Here is a 17331-nt window from a genome sequence, read left to right as displayed (position 1 = left end):
TGCGGCATATGATTATTTTTTATTCTTTAGAGGTACTCATCATACCTTTAAAACATGGTATTCTAAAAGTTATCCACAAATTCTTTAATAATATAAATTTTTAAAGAATAAAAAAATATTTTATTTTGTAATATAGTAAAATTAGTATTAAAATTACTTAAAGTAAGATATTTAAATAAGTATTGATATATGAAATTGTAAAGTGATATACATATACCAACAATTTACTAAGGAGGCTTTTTATGATTTATTATGACTACCACATGCATTGTAATTATTCTGAAGATTCACAAACTCCAATGGAGGATATGATAGAAAAATCTATTGAGTTAGGACTTAAAGAAATTTGTTTTACTGATCATGTTGATTATGATGTATTAGGAAATCCCAATGTTAAAGTTGATTATGATAAATACTTTGAAGATATAGATTTTTATAAAAACAAATACCAAGATAAAATTTCTATAAAAAAAGGTATTGAAATTGGACTTCAAACTCAAGTTTTAGAACGTTGTTCTAAGGAAATAAAAGAAAATGACTTTGATTTTGTTATTGGTTCTATACATACTATAGATAGAAATGAATTATTTACTGGTGATTTTCACAAAGGAAAAACTCAACATGAAGCTTATGAAGGATATTATAAAAGCTTACTAGAAATAATCAACTTATATGATGATTACTCTGTTTTAGGACATGTTGATTTAATAAAAAGATATGGAAATTATGATACAATTTTAAAAGATGAAATTTTTTCTGACTACTTAGAAGCAATCTTAAAAAAAGTTATTTATTCTGGTAAAGGAATAGAAATTAATACTTCATCATTCAGATATAATCTTCCTGATTTAACACCATCTAAGAACATTCTTAAAATGTATAAAGATTTAGGTGGTGAAATACTTACTATAGGTTCAGATTCACATATTCCTACCCAAATAGCTACTAAATTTGATTATATTCATGATGTTCTAGGTTCTATAGGATATAAATATATCTGTAAATTCAATAATATGAAACCTGAATTCATAAAAATATAACATAAAAAAGCGGCTTCACCACGCTTTTTTAGTTCATAGTGGAGAGTTGAGAGTTATTTATTGAAAACTTATTTTAAAATTCCTCTATGGGATTTCACCATGAACTCTCCACTTTAACCTCTCAATTCTCCATTAAATTTTATATACATTTTAGGCTAGTGTTGATATATGCAATAGGCAAAGTAGCATTGTAATTGGACTTTGAAAATAGTTAAGTGAGAACCTAAAAGTAAGTGCCCAAAAGTGAATGTCCAAATTTTACATTTGGAAACAGGAACTTTCACATGGTGCATTTTATATTTGGCTACACGAACTTTCACACAGTGCATTTTATATTTAGCTTTTCGAACTTACTCAGCGAAGTCGAGTTTCCTTTTAATATTTACATTTACTGCTTGTCTCAATTTTATATTGGGAGAAAGCTAAAATGGGACTATACTCATTTTTAGTATTCCTAAGTTCAATTACTCAGTCCACTTTGCTTATGCATATATCAATACGCTTCTAAAACATATCCATATTTAAATTTTTCTAAATAAAATACACTATAAAGTAAATTTTTTAACCATAGAATTAAGATTATCTGAAACCTCTGTTTCATTTTCCACAATAATAGATATTTCCTCAACTAATTGTGAAACTAATTCTATACTAGAGACAATCTCTCCACTATTAGATGCAGTATCTTGAGAAGCTTCTGCAATATTTTGTATTGCATCTCCAACTTCATGTGTAATGTATTCAATGCTATTAGTCATCTCAGATATTTTTATAGATATATCTTCAATATCATTTGCATCCTTATCGTATTGATTAGCTATTCCAACAAATTCTTTATAATCTGGAGTTACAGTATCTTTAATAAATAATAACATCTGAGTAGAATCATTAGTTAATTTATTAAATGCTTCTTGTACCTTACCTATAGTTTCAATGATTTCTTTTACAGTGTCTGATGTTTGTGCTGCAAGGTTACCTATCTCTGATGCAACTACTGCAAATCCCTTACCTTGTTCACCAGCACGTGCAGCTTCTATTGAAGCATTAAGTGATAATAAATTAACTTGTTCTGCTATATCAGAAATAGCTTTAGCCATAGCCCCTATATTTTCAACTATTTTAGCATTTTCAATACTTTGTTTTAGATTTGTTTCATGAATTTTTGATAAACTAGTTGCTTTATTATAAGAATCATTACTCATTTTTTCTATATTGTATGCTCTCACCTTTATGTCTTTTGCCATATCATGACTTCTAATTGTTTCCTGTGACAATAAACTTATTGAGGAGTTTACTTCTTCTACAGAAGCATTAACTTCTTCAGTGGTAGCACTAGAATTAAGCATAGATTCACTTATGTTTTTAACTGAATCTTTAATCACCTTGTAATTTTCTACTAGAGATTCAGTTGATTTATTTAAATTTTCTGTTATGCTATTTACTTTGTTTGCATCATCAGATATTTCTTGTATCATATTCTTATTTTCTAATAACATTTTATTTAGTGATTCACTCATTTGTCCCAATTCATCTTCAGATGTCACTTCAAGTTCATTTATAGAAAAATCTCCATTTGATAAACTAGATGATAAATTGTTAACTTTTTTTATTGTTTTAGTTAAATATCTAACCTGCCATATTATAGCTAATGTTGTTAATATCATGGCCAAAATAACTACTATTATAAGTTTAGACATTAAATCATTTATTGGTTTATCTAATTCTGAAATCGGTATTTGTATAAATAACTTCCATCCAAATGGCTCTACCGTAGTATAATAGGCTTCATACTTTGTATCATCAATAGAAAAATTACTTTTACCATTAGTATTATTTAATAAAATATTTCCGAATTCTGAAAGTGATTTATTCTCATCCTCATTAATTTTAGTTTTCATTATTTTTTTATCATCATTGTTAGTTATATATTTCCCCTGATTGTTTAATAATAAAACCTTTCCATTTTCACCAATCTTACAATTATTTATTAAATCTTGAATTGATGAAATTTCCATATCAACACTAATTACTCCAATAAAATTATTATTCGGATCATATATAGGTGTGGCACAAGTACTCATTATAGTATCCAATGTTTCATCATAGTATAAATCACTAAATACCGTTTCTTTGCTATTATTCTTAGCATTTTTATACCAAGCATAATTAAAATAATTATATTCAGCATTACTATAGTCATATGTTATTAAGGCTTGATTATTTTCCTTATAAATGTATGGTCCAACATACTCTTTATTTGCGTCATAATCATATGGTTCAAACCAAATTCCAGCACCAAGTACCAAATCACTTTTAAATATCATCTTTCCAATCATTTCTTCATATTGCGATAAATATGTAGTTTTATAAGTTGACCCAACATTTAATGCAAGTTGACTAGACATTGATGAAATTTCTTGCATCTTAAGATTTATTGCATTTACTGTAGAATTTAATTTTGCTTCCATGTTTTCTTCTACTTGGCTGTCTATAATATCCTTGCTACTTTTATAGCTTATACCCGATAGCAAAACCATTGATAAAATAGTTACAAACAGTAGAATTGTAAGCATTCTTGTACTTATTTTTTTAAATCTCATAAAAAACTCCCCCTTTTTCATTAATAAATAATTACTATATTATAATGCTATTAGTTTTAAGGTACAATCCTCCTTTCAATATTAAAGATAATAAGTATAAAAAAACTTTTTAATTAAAAATTTTCTTAAAAAGATCTAACTAACTATCTATATCTATATCTATATCTATAAAATATTTTAATAGCAAATTTTACTTTAACATAATTTAAATTTACTAATAACATAGTTTATTGCTCAATTAACATTTATAGTAATTACATATGTTTTTTAATATTTACATAGGCAAATGGAGTATTACAAAACAATATAAAATAATTTTGTAATACTCCACTATATATTAAAATTTTGAGATAAAATATGATAATTCTTTAATTGTTATATAATTATATTTAAAACATGTATTTACACATAAAATATTAAATATCCTTTATTAGTAAAAGTATCTATATTTTAGTTTCGATTGAACTTATAAAAACTTTAAGAATAATATATTAAAATTTATTAAATTTTCTATTCTATCTCTACTCACAATCTTAACCTTTAACTATATTTTAAATACCCTTAATGATTCTTTTAACTGTTCTGATAGTACTGTTAATTCTTGAGAATTAGTAGTTACAACATCAAAAGCTTGTAATTGTTCTTGTGATGATGCTGTTACTTGTTGTGATGATGCTGCCACTTGTTGTGCTACTGAAGATACTTGCTCTATTGACGCATTAACCTCTTCTTTGTTAGCATCTATTGTAATTATTTCACTATTTATTTCTTTAGTTATTTTTATCATTTCTTGAAGTACAGAGCTCATTTCATTAATAGATACTTCCATTTGATCAAATGCTACTGCTTGTTGATTATTAACTTCATAAGACACATATATTGATTCTTTAGTTTTAGTAGCTATATTTTCTACTCCACTTATTATACTTTGTATATCTTGAGTTGCTTTACCTGTTTGCTCTGAAAGACTTCTAATTTCATCTGCTACCACTGCAAATCCTTTACCTGCTTCCCCTGCTCTTGCTGCTTCAATTGATGCATTTAATGCAAGAAGATTAGTTTGTTCAGATATTCCATTTATAGATAGTACCATGTTAGATATATTTTTCATTTCATTTATAAGATTTTCTACAGTAGATTGTACATTTCTAAAACTATTTACAGATTCTTCTCCTGAATGTTTTAAAAAGTCTACTTTTTCATTACTATCATTTATTACTCTAACTATATCCTTACTATTTGATTCCATTTCTGTATTTTTACTATTTAATGCCTCTATTCTTTCGCCAAGTTCCTTAGTTTGTTGATTAGTTGATTCTATATCTTTAGCTTGAGAATAAGTTCCTTCTGATATTTCTTCCATAGAACTCTTTATTTCTAAATTTGATGCAGAAACTTCTTCTGTTACAGCACTTAATGTATTAGATGCTTCGTCCATCTTTTCTACCGCTTCTCCAACGTTACCTATTAATGCTGATAAGTTATCTAACATTTTATTGAAATATTGTGATAATTGACCTACTTCATCTTTGGAATTTCCTTCTTTAGCTCTAATACTCAAGTCACCATCAGCAACTTTATTCACAATCCCTGTTAATTCTTTGATTGGTTTAGTAAGTAACTTACTTACCATAAATATTATAGCTAATCCAATTACTATTGCTAAAAATGACATTATCATTATTTTATTATTTATTTTTGTTATTGGTGACATAAGAGAACTTGTTTCACCACCTGAAAATACTACCCAATCTAAGCCTTCTACTCTAGCGTAAGATACCATCTTCTTTACACTATTGTCCTCATACTGTACCATACCTCTATTTTTACTTAAATCTTTAGATATTTCATCTATTTCTGGTATTCCACTTTCTTGTGCAACTAATTCTTTATTATCATGGTATATTACCATACCGTTATTATCCACTACAAAATTATGTACATTTTCATCTTCATTTCTAAATCCATCTATTGTTTTACCAAAAGATTCCATTTCAATAGATATAGTAGTAATACCTAAAATTTCGCCATTCTCATCAAATAGTGGTAATGTAGCACCTGTTACTAAGTTCTCTGTTGCTTTTGATTTTACAACATCCAAAGTAGAAGGTTTTTTAGTCTCTATAGTTCTTTTAAAATACACTCTATCTGTGAATGATGTTCCAATTGCATCAGGAGAAGAACTTGCAATTACATTACCATTTATATCTATAATATGTGTTCTTTGAACTTCTGATTTTCTAGAATTATATTCTTCCATTGAATAAGTAATTTTTTGCTGTAGTTCTTTAAATTCCTCAGTTTCCTGTTGCCCTGCAGCTGACATTTTTAATAAATTATTAATTTCATAATTGTCTTGATAAATTAAAAGTCCATTTTGTTCTTTCTCTATAGTTCCCTTTATACTTATAGCTGAACCCATCGCATCAGCTATAAAAGTCTCATTTATAGTTTTTCCCATAGCATTTTTACTTAAAACACTTGAAGTTGTTGTAAGCGTTACTGTTGTAAGTAATAAAATAGCTCCTACTGCAGTTGCTATTTTACCTTGTATACTTGTTTTAAAAAAGTTAAGCCTAGACATTTTATAACACCTCATTCACAATATTTTTCTCTATATATTGTCGAAATAAAAAAACTTAACTTTACAAAAACGTTGATAATTCTTCATTTTTTTAAAGTTTTTCTAAAAATAATATGATTTTATAAAAACTTTTTAAAATATATTTTAAAAATAAGTATAAATCAATAATTGAAATTTGGTTTATTTTTAATATACAACCCTAACTTTCCATTTTTATACTTTTAAGTTGAAACCTACTTTAATATTGATTATAAATTGGCAAATACATTTTTAAATTCCACGTAAAGCAAAAAAGATGATCTCTGAAAATACAGAAATCATCTTTTTTAAATTTATTATTTAATCTTTACATACTAAAAATAGCACACTTTTTATTTTATCTAATTAAATAATTATTTACTTTGTAAATATCCATCTATAGCTTCTGCTGCTTTTTTACCAGCACCCATAGCAAGTATTACTGTTGCAGCACCAGTAACAGCATCTCCACCTGCATAGACACCTTCTTTAGTAGTTAATCCATCTTCATCTGCAACTATACATTTCCACTTATTAATATCTAATCCTTCAGTTGTTGAAGATATTAGTGGATTTGGAGATGTTCCAAGTGACATTATTACAGTATCAACATCCATAACAAATTCTGATCCTTCAACTTCAACTGGTCTTCTTCTTCCAGAAGCATCTGGCTCACCAAGTTCCATCTTAACGCATTTCATTCCTTTAACCCAGCCATTTTCATCACTTAAGATTTCTGTTGGATTTGTTAAAACATCAAATATTATTCCTTCTTCTTTAGCGTGATGTACTTCTTCTGCTCTTGCTGGAAGTTCAGATTCACTTCTTCTATAAACTATATGAGCTTCTGCACCTAATCTTAAAGCAGTTCTTGCTGCATCCATAGCAACGTTTCCGCCACCAACTATAGCTACCTTTTTACCAGCTTTAACCGGTGTATGATATCCTTCTTTAAAAGCTTTCATTAAGTTAACTCTTGTTAAAAATTCATTTGCAGAGAATACTCCATTTGCATTTTCTCCATTTATACCCATGAATTTAGGAAGTCCAGCACCTGATCCAATAAACACTGCATCAAATCCTTCTTCTTTCATTAATTCATCTATTGTTATAGTTCTTCCTATGATAACATTAGTTTCAATCTTTACTCCTAATTTCTTAATGTTTTCAATTTCAGCTTTAACAACTTTTTCTTTAGGAAGTCTAAATTCAGGTATTCCATAAACTAAAACTCCACCAGCTTCATGTAAAGCTTCAAATATAGTAACATCATATCCTCTTTTAGCTAAATCGCCTGCACAAGTAAGTCCTGCAGGACCACTTCCAATAACAGCAATCTTCTTACCATTTGATGCTTCTGTTTTTGCTAAATCTATATTATTTTTTCTTGACCAATCAGCAGTAAATTTTTCTAATTTACCTATTGCTACAGGCTCACCTTTTATTCCTAATACACATTTGCCTTCACATTGACTTTCTTGTGGACATACTCTACCACAAACAGCTGGAAGTGCACTATATTTCGCAATTTCTTTAGCTGCATTTTCAAAATCTCCATCTTTAGCTTTAGCTATAAATCCAGGAATATCAATTGATACAGGACATCCTTCAACACATTTAGGATTTTTACAGCCTAAACATCTATTAGCTTCTTTTATAGCTTCTTCTTCATTATATCCTAAGCATACTTCTTCAAAATTCTTAGCTCTTAATTCTGGAGCTTGTTCAGTAACAGGTGTTCTTTTCATTCTGTCTTGCATATTCATTATTTATCACCTTTACATCCACAACCACCATGGCTATGAGTGTCCCCTTCTTCAATCTTTAATTGTGCTCTTCCTTCTTCACTTTTGTACATAGTTTGCCTTCTCATTGATTCATCAAAATCTACTAAATGTCCATCGAATTCTGGTCCATCAACACAAGCAAACTTAACTTCATTTCCAACTGTAACTCTACAAGCACCACACATTCCTGTACCATCTACCATAATTGGGTTTAAGCTAACAGTTGTTTTGATTCCAAGTTCTTTAGTTAAAGCCGCCATAAATTTCATCATTATCATAGGTCCAATAACTACGGCATGATCATATTTATTTCCTTTTTCAACTAAATCACTTAAACAATCAGTAACTCTACCGTTAAAACCATATGAGCCGTCATCAGTTGCTATGTAAAGATTTCCTGCAACTTTCTTCATTTCTTCTTCTAAGATTAATAATTCTTTATTTCTAGAACCAACTATAACATCACATTTCATTCCATTTTCATACATCCATTTAACTTGTGGATAAACTGGTGCAGCACCAACTCCACCTGCTATGAAAATAATATTTTGTTTCTTTAGTTCTTCTAAATTTTCATGAACAAATTCACTTGGTTGACCTAATGGTCCAACAAAGTCACAAACATAGTCGCCTTCTTCAAACGCCGCTAATTGTTTAGTTCCTTGTCCAACAGTTTGGAAAACTATTGTTACAGTTCCTTTATCCTTATTATAATCTGCTATTGTTAAAGGAATTCTCTCACCTTTTTCATCATTCTTTATAATAATAAATTGACCAGGTTTTGCTGATTTTGCTACTCTTGGAGCTTCTATATCCATTAAAAAGATATTGTTTGTAAGCTCTCTTTTACTAACTATCTTATACATCATTTGTCCCCCTATGTTTTTTATCAATTTTAAATCTTTTTATCTATGTAATCAATGGTTTCAATATCTATTTATGTTACATTTTTCAATTTATAGATTTTAATTGAAAATTATTCTTAATAATAACAAAAGCTCTCTAAAGCGAGAGCTATTGTTTTTATTAAATTATTGAAAATCAACTATAAACAAATTTCTGCCACTAAGTTAAATTACCTAGTAAATTTTTTTATTAACATATGTTAATATATACAATGAGTAAAGTGGCATTGTAATTGGACTTTCAGAATATTTAATGAGTATTGTCACCTTTATTGCTTGTCCCGATTTTACATTGGGAACAAGCTGAAATGGGACTATAATCATTTTATTATTCCTAAGTTCAATTACTCAGTCCATTTTACTTATGTATATATCAATACTCTACTAAAACATAACCTAATATATAAATTTCTTACTACTTCTAATATTAGAAATTAACTTTAGTTCCGTAGAATGTACATCCAAGTAATTTTTCCATTGTCTTGTCATCTATTGCTCTAGGACTTGATCCTGTACATGCATCTAATACTGCATTATGAGCTATAAATTCAACGTTAGCCTTAAAGTCTGCTTCTTCAACGCCATATTCTTTCATTGAATGAGGAATATTTAATTTATCATTGAAATCATTGATTAATTTAATTAATGAATCAGTTAATTCTGCATCATTATTTCCTTCTAATTTTAATACTCTAGCTATATCACCATATCTGTCTTCACATTCTGTTCTATTATATTGAATTACATATGGTAAGAATATTGCATTAGCACATCCATGAGGAATATGGAATACAGCTCCTATCTTGTGAGCCATAGAGTGAACTATTCCTAGTAATGCATTTGAAAAAGCCATTCCTGCTAAACATTGTGCTTCATGCATTAAGTTTCTAGCTTCTTTATCTCCTTCAAATGATTTAACTAAATGTTCGTTTACCATTTCTATTGCTTTCATAGCTAATGGGTCTGAGAAGTTTGATCTTAAAGATGCAGTATATGCTTCTATAGCATGAGTTAATGCATCCATTCCAGTATGAGCTACTAATTTAGCTGGCATTGTTTGAGCTAATTCTGGATCAACTATAGCTATATCTGGAGTTATATTAAAGTCAGCTAAAGGATATTTTATCTTTGCTTTGTAATCTGTTATTACTGAGAATGCTGTAACTTCTGTAGCAGTACCACTTGTTGATGGGATAGCTACAAATTTAGCTTTTTGTCTAAGTTCTGGTAATCCAAATGGAACAACAGCTTGTTCAAAAGTGAAATCTGGGTATTCATAGAATATCCACATAGCTTTTGCAGCATCTATTGGTGATCCTCCACCCATAGCAACTATCCAATCAGGTTCGAAGTTTCTCATAGCCTCTGCACCCTTCATTACTGTTTCTACTGATGGGTCTGGTTCAACACCTTCAAATAATTGTACTTCCATTCCTGCTTCTTTTAAATAATCTTCAACTTTTTGAAGGAAGCCAAATCTTTTCATTGATCCACCACCAACTACTACGAATGCTTTCTTTCCTTTTAATGTTTTAAGTGTTTCTAAAGATCCTTCACCATGATATAAATCTCTTGGTAATGTAAAACGTGCCATAATCTGTTCCTCCTAAAATATATCTTTATTTTCTTAATTACTTTTATTATTTTATATATCGTTTTTTTGTTATTTTAAAGTTAAATAACTTACATAAATATATATAGCAAGAACCGTGCCATATTGTTATTACTTTATCAATCTTTTCTGTTTAAGCCATTCTTCAAACAATAAATATATTTTTAAATAAAATAATGTCCTAAAACAATACACTTTTTCAACATAAAAACGTATTATTTTAGGACACTGTTAGTTTTTATTACACCTTTATAATAAAGTAATATTTTATTTTATAAAATTTCTGTTAAAAATTAGTCTATGTTTTCCTTATAATACTAAAATAAAAAATAAACATAATTTAAATAAATGTTGATATATGCAATTAGTACAGTGGCATTGTAATTGGACTTTGAGAATTGTTAAGTGAAAATCAAAAAGTAAATAATCAAAAATGAATATTCAAAAATAAGTGTCCAAATTTTATATTTGGAAACACGAACTTTCACACAGTACATTTTACATTTTGTTTTTTGAACTTACTCAGCGAAGTCGAGTTTCCTTTTAATATTCATATTTACTGCTTGTCTTAATTTTATATTGGGAACAAGCTAAAATGGGACTATACTCATTTTAGCATTCCTAAGTTCAATTACTCCGTCCACTTTACTTATGCATATATAAACAGCCTTAACATGTTTACTCTATATTATATTTTTTTATTTTTAAGTATAATGTATTTCTACTTATCCCCAATGCTTGTGCTACTTTAGTCATATTATGATTATAAGATTTTATAGCTTCCTTAATAGTTTGCTTTTCTAATTTTTCTAAATTAAAATCTTCTTCTTTAACTTCATAAGTTTTATATTTTTCATAACAACATTCGTCCATAACTTTTCCAGACATAACATCACTTATTTCATCATCGCCATCTTCTCTTAAATCAAATGATAAAATCCCATCTAAATTAACTATATTTTCAATATAATTTTCTAACTGTCTTATGTTTCCTGGCCAATTATATGATAGTAAATTCTTATATAATTCTTTATTAATTTTAGGAATTCTTTTATTTAACTTAAAAGATTTTATTCTTAAAAAGTATTCTATAAGTTTTTCAACATCCCCTTTTCTTTCACGTAAAGGAGGTAATGTTATAGGAATAACGCATAATCTATAATAAAGATCTTCTCTAAATGTACCTTTTTCAACTTCTTTTTTTAGCTTTTTATTTGTAGCAGCAATTACTCTAACATCAACAGAAATTTCTTTGCTTCCACCAAGCCTAGTTATCCTACCTTCTTGCAATACTCTTAAAAGCCTAACTTGCATATCAAGTGGCATTTCCCCTATTTCGTCTAAAAACAAAGTTCCACCATTAGCTACTTCAAATTTTCCTGGTTTACCACCTTTTTTACCGCCAGTAAACGTACCATCTTCATATCCGAAAAGTTCACTTTCTATTATGTTCATAGGTATAGCTCCACAATTTATAGCTACAAATTTATTGGTTCTTCTTAAACTATAATTATGCATTGCTTGAGCTAATACTTCTTTTCCAGTTCCACTTTCCCCTTGAATTAAAACAGTTGAAGGACTATTAGAAATAATTTTGCTGTTAATTATTACATTAGCAATAGCAGCACTTTCTCCTATTATATCATTAAAAGTCCAAAAAGCTCCTGTTGGATTTTTTAAATCCCTTTCTTCTTTTTCATTTATCATAGTAACAACCATTCCAATTATCTTTTCCTTATGCCTAATTCCCTTAAATTCTAGTCTAGTCTTGTACTTACTTGTATGCTTAAACTTAACATCTTTAATTACATTATTTTTATTCAGATCTAATTCTTCAAGGATATTGCCCATATTGGGCAAAATATAATGTAATTTTTCATGCAATAATGATTCCTTAGGCTTATTAAACATTTCTGCACCAAAGCTATTAATATTTACTATCTTCTCATCTTTATCAACAATCATAATTCCTTTATCAAGGTTATCTATAATACTCTCCATATAATTATAAGTCTGAGTTAATATATTATTTATTTTTCTATTATCAAATTCATTTTCAATTGCCTTTACCCCAAAAACAACTAACCCTAAAGTATGAGGATGCTTCATATTGCTCCTACCACTTAAATTTAAAGTTCCTATTATTTTCCCATCAGTATCATGAATAGGTGCAGCTGAACAAGTTAAACTTTGTAATCCCTCTATATAGTGCTCATTAGCTGTTATTTGAACACAACTATCTTCTTTAATAGCAGTTCCCATAGCATTTGTGCCTATATTTTGTTCATCCATATATGCACCAACTTTAAGATTAATGCAATCTAATTTGCTAGTATTTTCTTCTGCTCCTTTTATATATAAAATACATCCATTTTTGTCTGTCAAAACAATAATAAATTCATTATCCATAACTGCTGAAAAAACCATATCAATATATAGCTTTGATATTTCTATTAATTCTTTATTGTCAGCTAGCACTTTTTCTAATTCTATTCCCGAAAGAATCTTTTTTGAATAACTTGATTTCTTTTCAACTCCATAATTCTCACTTCTCTTATGAGAATCTTCAACCACCATTCTTTTACTCTTCATTAAAAGTCTCCTGTTCATTTTAAGTTAGATTATTTATATAATATATTTTTTATTTATTTTCCATCTATGTTTAATTGTATTTACAATTAATTCTATCCTTAGAGTTTATAATACTATGAAATCATATATAAAATATTATAACTCAACTTTTTTATTTTTTTATTTAATCAACAAAGTGGCTACATCCATATTCTAATTTGTAATCTATTTATACAATAAAATAACTAAGAAACATTGAAATTCCTTAGTCATTTTTATGTTTATAATTTTTTATTTTCTTGAAGAATCTCCAAGGCATGTAACTTTTACGTCCCTTACTCCCCACTCACAGCATTCTTCGTCACTGTTAAAATATACATCAATCTTATTTCCTTTTATAGCTGACCCACTATCCGCTGCAACAGCATAACCGTATCCCTCTATATATAAAATTGTACCATAAGGAAATACGCTTGGATCAACTGAAATTGTGCTAATCCCATCTGGATTTCTTACGCATGGAATTCCGCTAGCTGTCATATCTCCTGAAGAATATGCGGTAGAAGGACATATCATTTCAATATTATAATCTGTTCCATTAGAAATATATGCTTGTGCTTCATGATTGGAAAAAGTTATTGTAAGTGCACAAATGCTCATCATCGCTATTGTAAATACAGTAACTTTCTTTTTAAGATTTTTAAGAAATATTGTCTCTTTATACTTCTTTAACATCCCATCTCTCCTTTTGTATTTTTATATTCCATTTTCCATTATATCACATTTTTATGTAACGTTCCAATGTAAACATATACATAATATAAATTTAATAAATATCTACATATAAAAAAATCACCAAGGCGACTGTGGAGCCGTTGATTTTTTTTAGCCATGCACCCTTTCCAAACGCAGTGCAGGAATAATGGTGCGGCATATGATTATTTTTTATTCTCTAGGGGTACTCATAATATCTTTAAAATACAGTATTCTAAAAGTTATCCACATATTCTTTAGTAATATAATTTCCTAAAGAATAAAAAAAGTAGATCCATCTGAATCTACCTTTTAAAATAAATTTTATTTTTACTATTATTTCTCACTATATTTAGCAAATATTTTATCTGCCATTTCTTCATTTATACTTTTTAAACCATTTAAATACATAAATGCACTTCCTTGATATTCTTGACCTTCTCCAAATAAACTTATTTCATAACAATTTCTTAAAACATTTATTATACAGTTGTCATAGTGATTTTCTTGACAGCTTTTACATCTTTTAAGTATATCAGCTATAGCAGTAATAACATAATCCTTATCATATAATTTTGTGTCTGTTATAGGAATATTTCTATATCCATCTTCAACATAAGTAACCTTATTTTTCAAACACCCTTTTATGCATTCTTTACCGTATCCTATTAAACATTTTTCTTTAGTGCATGTACTACATAGCTCTTCTGACAAACAACAAGGAGCTAATTTATTAACTAACTCATTAAAATTAACATCTTTAAATGCAACGCCCATTATATTTCCCTCCATTTTTCACACTGTATTTTTAAATTAACATTTATATTTTAGTATAATTACATTCTAGCATTAAATTTACTTTTTATTAAAAAAATAAATTTTTCTATTTTTAAATCTATAATGAAATATAAACTTTCTATAGAATACACTTTACCATAAAACTTCCTTTTATGATAAATATTATTAATTAATATTAATTATTATTTATTTTTATATTATAATATATATTTTTATTTTTATCAAATTATGTATTATATTTTTACTAATTCACAAAATTACCATCAATAAAATATCACTGCATCAATATAAATCAAAAAAAATTACACTTTATTAAAAATAAAGTGTAATTTTTTCTATATTCAATTTTCACGTTCTTCTTCTAATAATTCTAAATTTTTATATTAATCTTCACTCTTACCTACATCTGAAAGTATAACATCTTTATTATGATCTAAAGCCCAACTTATTCCCCAATCATTTTGGAATATAAGTAAGTTTCTATCTCTTAAATCCTTAACCTTCTTAGTATCTGAAGTTAAATTTAACTTATCCATATCAATATTTTTATTTTCTATCCATCTTACATATCTATAAGCTAATCTATCCATCTTAATATCTACATTATATTCATTCTTTAATCTGTATTCTAGAACTTCAAATTGAAGTACACCAACAACTCCAACTATTATTTCTTCCATACCTATATGAATTTCTTTAAATACTTGTATTGCGCCTTCTTGAGCAATTTGAGTAACACCCTTTATAAATTGCTTTCTCTTCATAGTATCAACTGGTCTTACTCTTGCAAAATGTTCTGGTGCGAATATTGGGATTCCTTCAAACTTAAATTTCTTTGATGGAGTACATAATGTATCTCCTATTGAGAATATACCTGGATCAAATACCCCGATTATATCTCCTGCATAAGCTTCTTCAACAATTTCTCTATCTTGAGCCATGAATTGTTGAGGTTGAGCAAGTTTAATCTTCTTACCACCTTGCATATGATATACATCTTCACCTTTGTTAAACTTACCTGAACAAATTCTCATAAATGCAATTCTATCTCTATGAGCTTTATTCATGTTAGCTTGAATCTTAAATACAAAAGCTGAGAATTTATCTTCAAATGGGTCAATAACTCCTTCTGATGAATTTCTTGCAAGTGGTGATGTAGTCATTTTTAAGAAATGTTCTAAGAATGGTTCTACACCAAAGTTTGTTAATGCTGAACCAAAGAATACAGGAGTTAATTCCCCACTTCTTACAGCATCTAAATCTAAATCATCTCCCGCAATATCTAGAAGTTCAATATCTTCCATTAACTTATCATGAAGTGCTTCTCCTAAAATTTCTCTAAATTTAGGATCATCTGCTGAACCTTCTATAGCTTCAACTTCATTTTGACCATGGTTTCCTCCATTAAAGGCTATGATTCTATTATTATCTCTTTCATATACACCCTTAAAGTCCTTACCAGAACCAATTGGCCAGTTCATTGGATAAGTTTTAATTCCTAATTCATTTTCGATATCTTCAAGTAAACCGAATGGATCTCTAGCTTCTCTATCCATCTTATTTACAAAAGTAAATATAGGCATTTCTCTTAAAGAAGCAACATGGAATAACTTTCTTGTTTGATCCTCAATACCTTTTGCAGCATCTACAACCATTACTGCACTATCTGCTGCCATAAGTGTTCTATATGTATCTTCTGAGAAGTCTTGGTGACCTGGAGTATCTAATATGTTAATGCAGTGACCATCGTAGTTAAATTGCATAACAGATGAAGTAACTGAGATACCTCTTTGTTTTTCAATTTCCATCCAGTCAGAAACTGCATGTTTAGATGCCTTTCTTGCTTTAACAGAACCTGCAAGTCTAATAGCTCCTCCGTATAACAAGAACTTTTCTGTTAATGTAGTTTTTCCCGCATCTGGATGGGAAATAATCGCAAAGGTTCTTCTCTTTTCAATTTCTTTTATATAATCAGCCAAATGTAAATCCTCCCTAATTTAAAATTTCATTAATTCTATTATAAACATTCTTAAAATTTATTGTTTCTAAAATATTTTATCAAAGATTTTGATATATACATAAGTAAAGTGAACTGAGTAATTGAACTTAGGAATACTAAAAATTAGTATAGTTCCATTTTAGCTTGCTCCAATATAAAATTGAGACAAGCAGTAAATGTGAATTAAAAGAGGAAACTCGACTCCTATATAGTCGCTGAGTAAGTTCGAGGAACGAAATATAAAATTTCGACTCTCACTTAACGATTCTCAAAGTCCAATTACAATGCCACTTTACCTATTGTATATATCAAAACATGTTATAAACACAATTATTTTTATTTAATTCTTTTAATAATATTATCTATATTAAAATATGTCCAAATACACTAAATACATTCAATATATTGACTAAAGTATTATATCACATCTATGCTTTTAAATACATATTCTATCTATATTAAGTATTGAATTTAATATAGATAGAATAATTTTATTATAAAATTTTATCAAATATTATTTATTCTTTAGATGCACTCATCATACCTTTAAAATACACTATTCTAGAAGTTATCCGCATATTCTTTAATAATATAAATTCCTAAAGAATAAAAAACCTTACGCGCTATTATACTTAACTATCTTTAACAGTAATTAAATATAACA

10 protein-coding genes are annotated in these 17331 nt (G+C 28.0%); 1 reads left to right on the top strand and 9 read right to left on the bottom strand.

The window, feature by feature from the left end:
• The first annotated feature begins 242 nt into the window (after positions 1-242).
• Positions 243-1040, top strand: coding sequence for a histidinol-phosphatase HisJ family protein (locus RYM86_RS14125; RefSeq protein WP_315081273.1), 798 nt, complete (start codon positions 243-245; stop codon positions 1038-1040).
• A gap of 545 nt (positions 1041-1585) precedes the next feature.
• On the opposite strand, the gene RYM86_RS14120 is transcribed toward RYM86_RS14125, so the two are convergent.
• The 9 genes from RYM86_RS14120 to RYM86_RS14080 form a co-directional block, all read right to left on the bottom strand.
• On the bottom strand, positions 1586-3640 hold the full coding sequence (locus tag RYM86_RS14120; protein WP_315081272.1) for a methyl-accepting chemotaxis protein: 2055 nt from the start codon (positions 3638-3640) through the stop codon (positions 1586-1588).
• 544 nt (positions 3641-4184) lie between these two features.
• A complete protein-coding gene (locus RYM86_RS14115) occupies positions 4185-6224 on the bottom strand; it encodes a methyl-accepting chemotaxis protein (RefSeq protein WP_315081271.1) in 2040 nt (679 codons plus the stop codon).
• Between the two features lie 392 nt (positions 6225-6616).
• Entirely contained in the window at positions 6617-8008 is a 1392-nt protein-coding gene (gene gltA / locus RYM86_RS14110; protein ID WP_315081270.1) for an NADPH-dependent glutamate synthase, read from the bottom strand.
• Positions 8008-8895 carry a sulfide/dihydroorotate dehydrogenase-like FAD/NAD-binding protein gene (locus tag RYM86_RS14105; RefSeq protein ID WP_315081269.1) on the bottom strand — a complete coding sequence of 296 codons (888 nt, stop codon included), beginning with the start codon at positions 8893-8895 and terminating at the stop codon, positions 8008-8010. Before RYM86_RS14105 ends, gltA begins: the two co-directional genes overlap by 1 nt.
• Positions 8896-9361: 466 nt before the next feature.
• The gene (locus RYM86_RS14100) at positions 9362-10528 is read right to left on the bottom strand and encodes an iron-containing alcohol dehydrogenase (RefSeq protein ID WP_315081268.1); all 1167 of its coding nucleotides are present in this window, start codon (positions 10526-10528) and stop codon (positions 9362-9364) included.
• Between the two features lie 696 nt (positions 10529-11224).
• On the bottom strand, positions 11225-13138 hold the full coding sequence (locus RYM86_RS14095) for a sigma 54-interacting transcriptional regulator (RefSeq protein ID WP_315081267.1): 1914 nt from the start codon (positions 13136-13138) through the stop codon (positions 11225-11227).
• A 270-nt stretch (positions 13139-13408) separates the two neighbouring features.
• Positions 13409-13852, bottom strand: coding sequence for a 3D domain-containing protein (locus RYM86_RS14090; protein WP_315081266.1), 444 nt, complete (start codon positions 13850-13852; stop codon positions 13409-13411).
• A gap of 354 nt (positions 13853-14206) precedes the next feature.
• Entirely contained in the window at positions 14207-14647 is a 441-nt protein-coding gene (locus RYM86_RS14085; RefSeq protein WP_315081265.1) for a hypothetical protein, read from the bottom strand.
• A gap of 404 nt (positions 14648-15051) precedes the next feature.
• Positions 15052-16647 carry a peptide chain release factor 3 gene (locus tag RYM86_RS14080; protein WP_315081264.1) on the bottom strand — a complete coding sequence of 532 codons (1596 nt, stop codon included), beginning with the start codon at positions 16645-16647 and terminating at the stop codon, positions 15052-15054.
• Positions 16648-17331: the final 684 nt, after the last annotated feature.

This window comes from uncultured Clostridium sp. (assembly GCF_963527835.1).
In the GTDB taxonomy this organism is placed as follows: Bacteria; Bacillota; Clostridia; order Clostridiales; family Clostridiaceae; genus Clostridium.
This window is presented reverse-complemented; position numbering and strand designations above follow the sequence as displayed.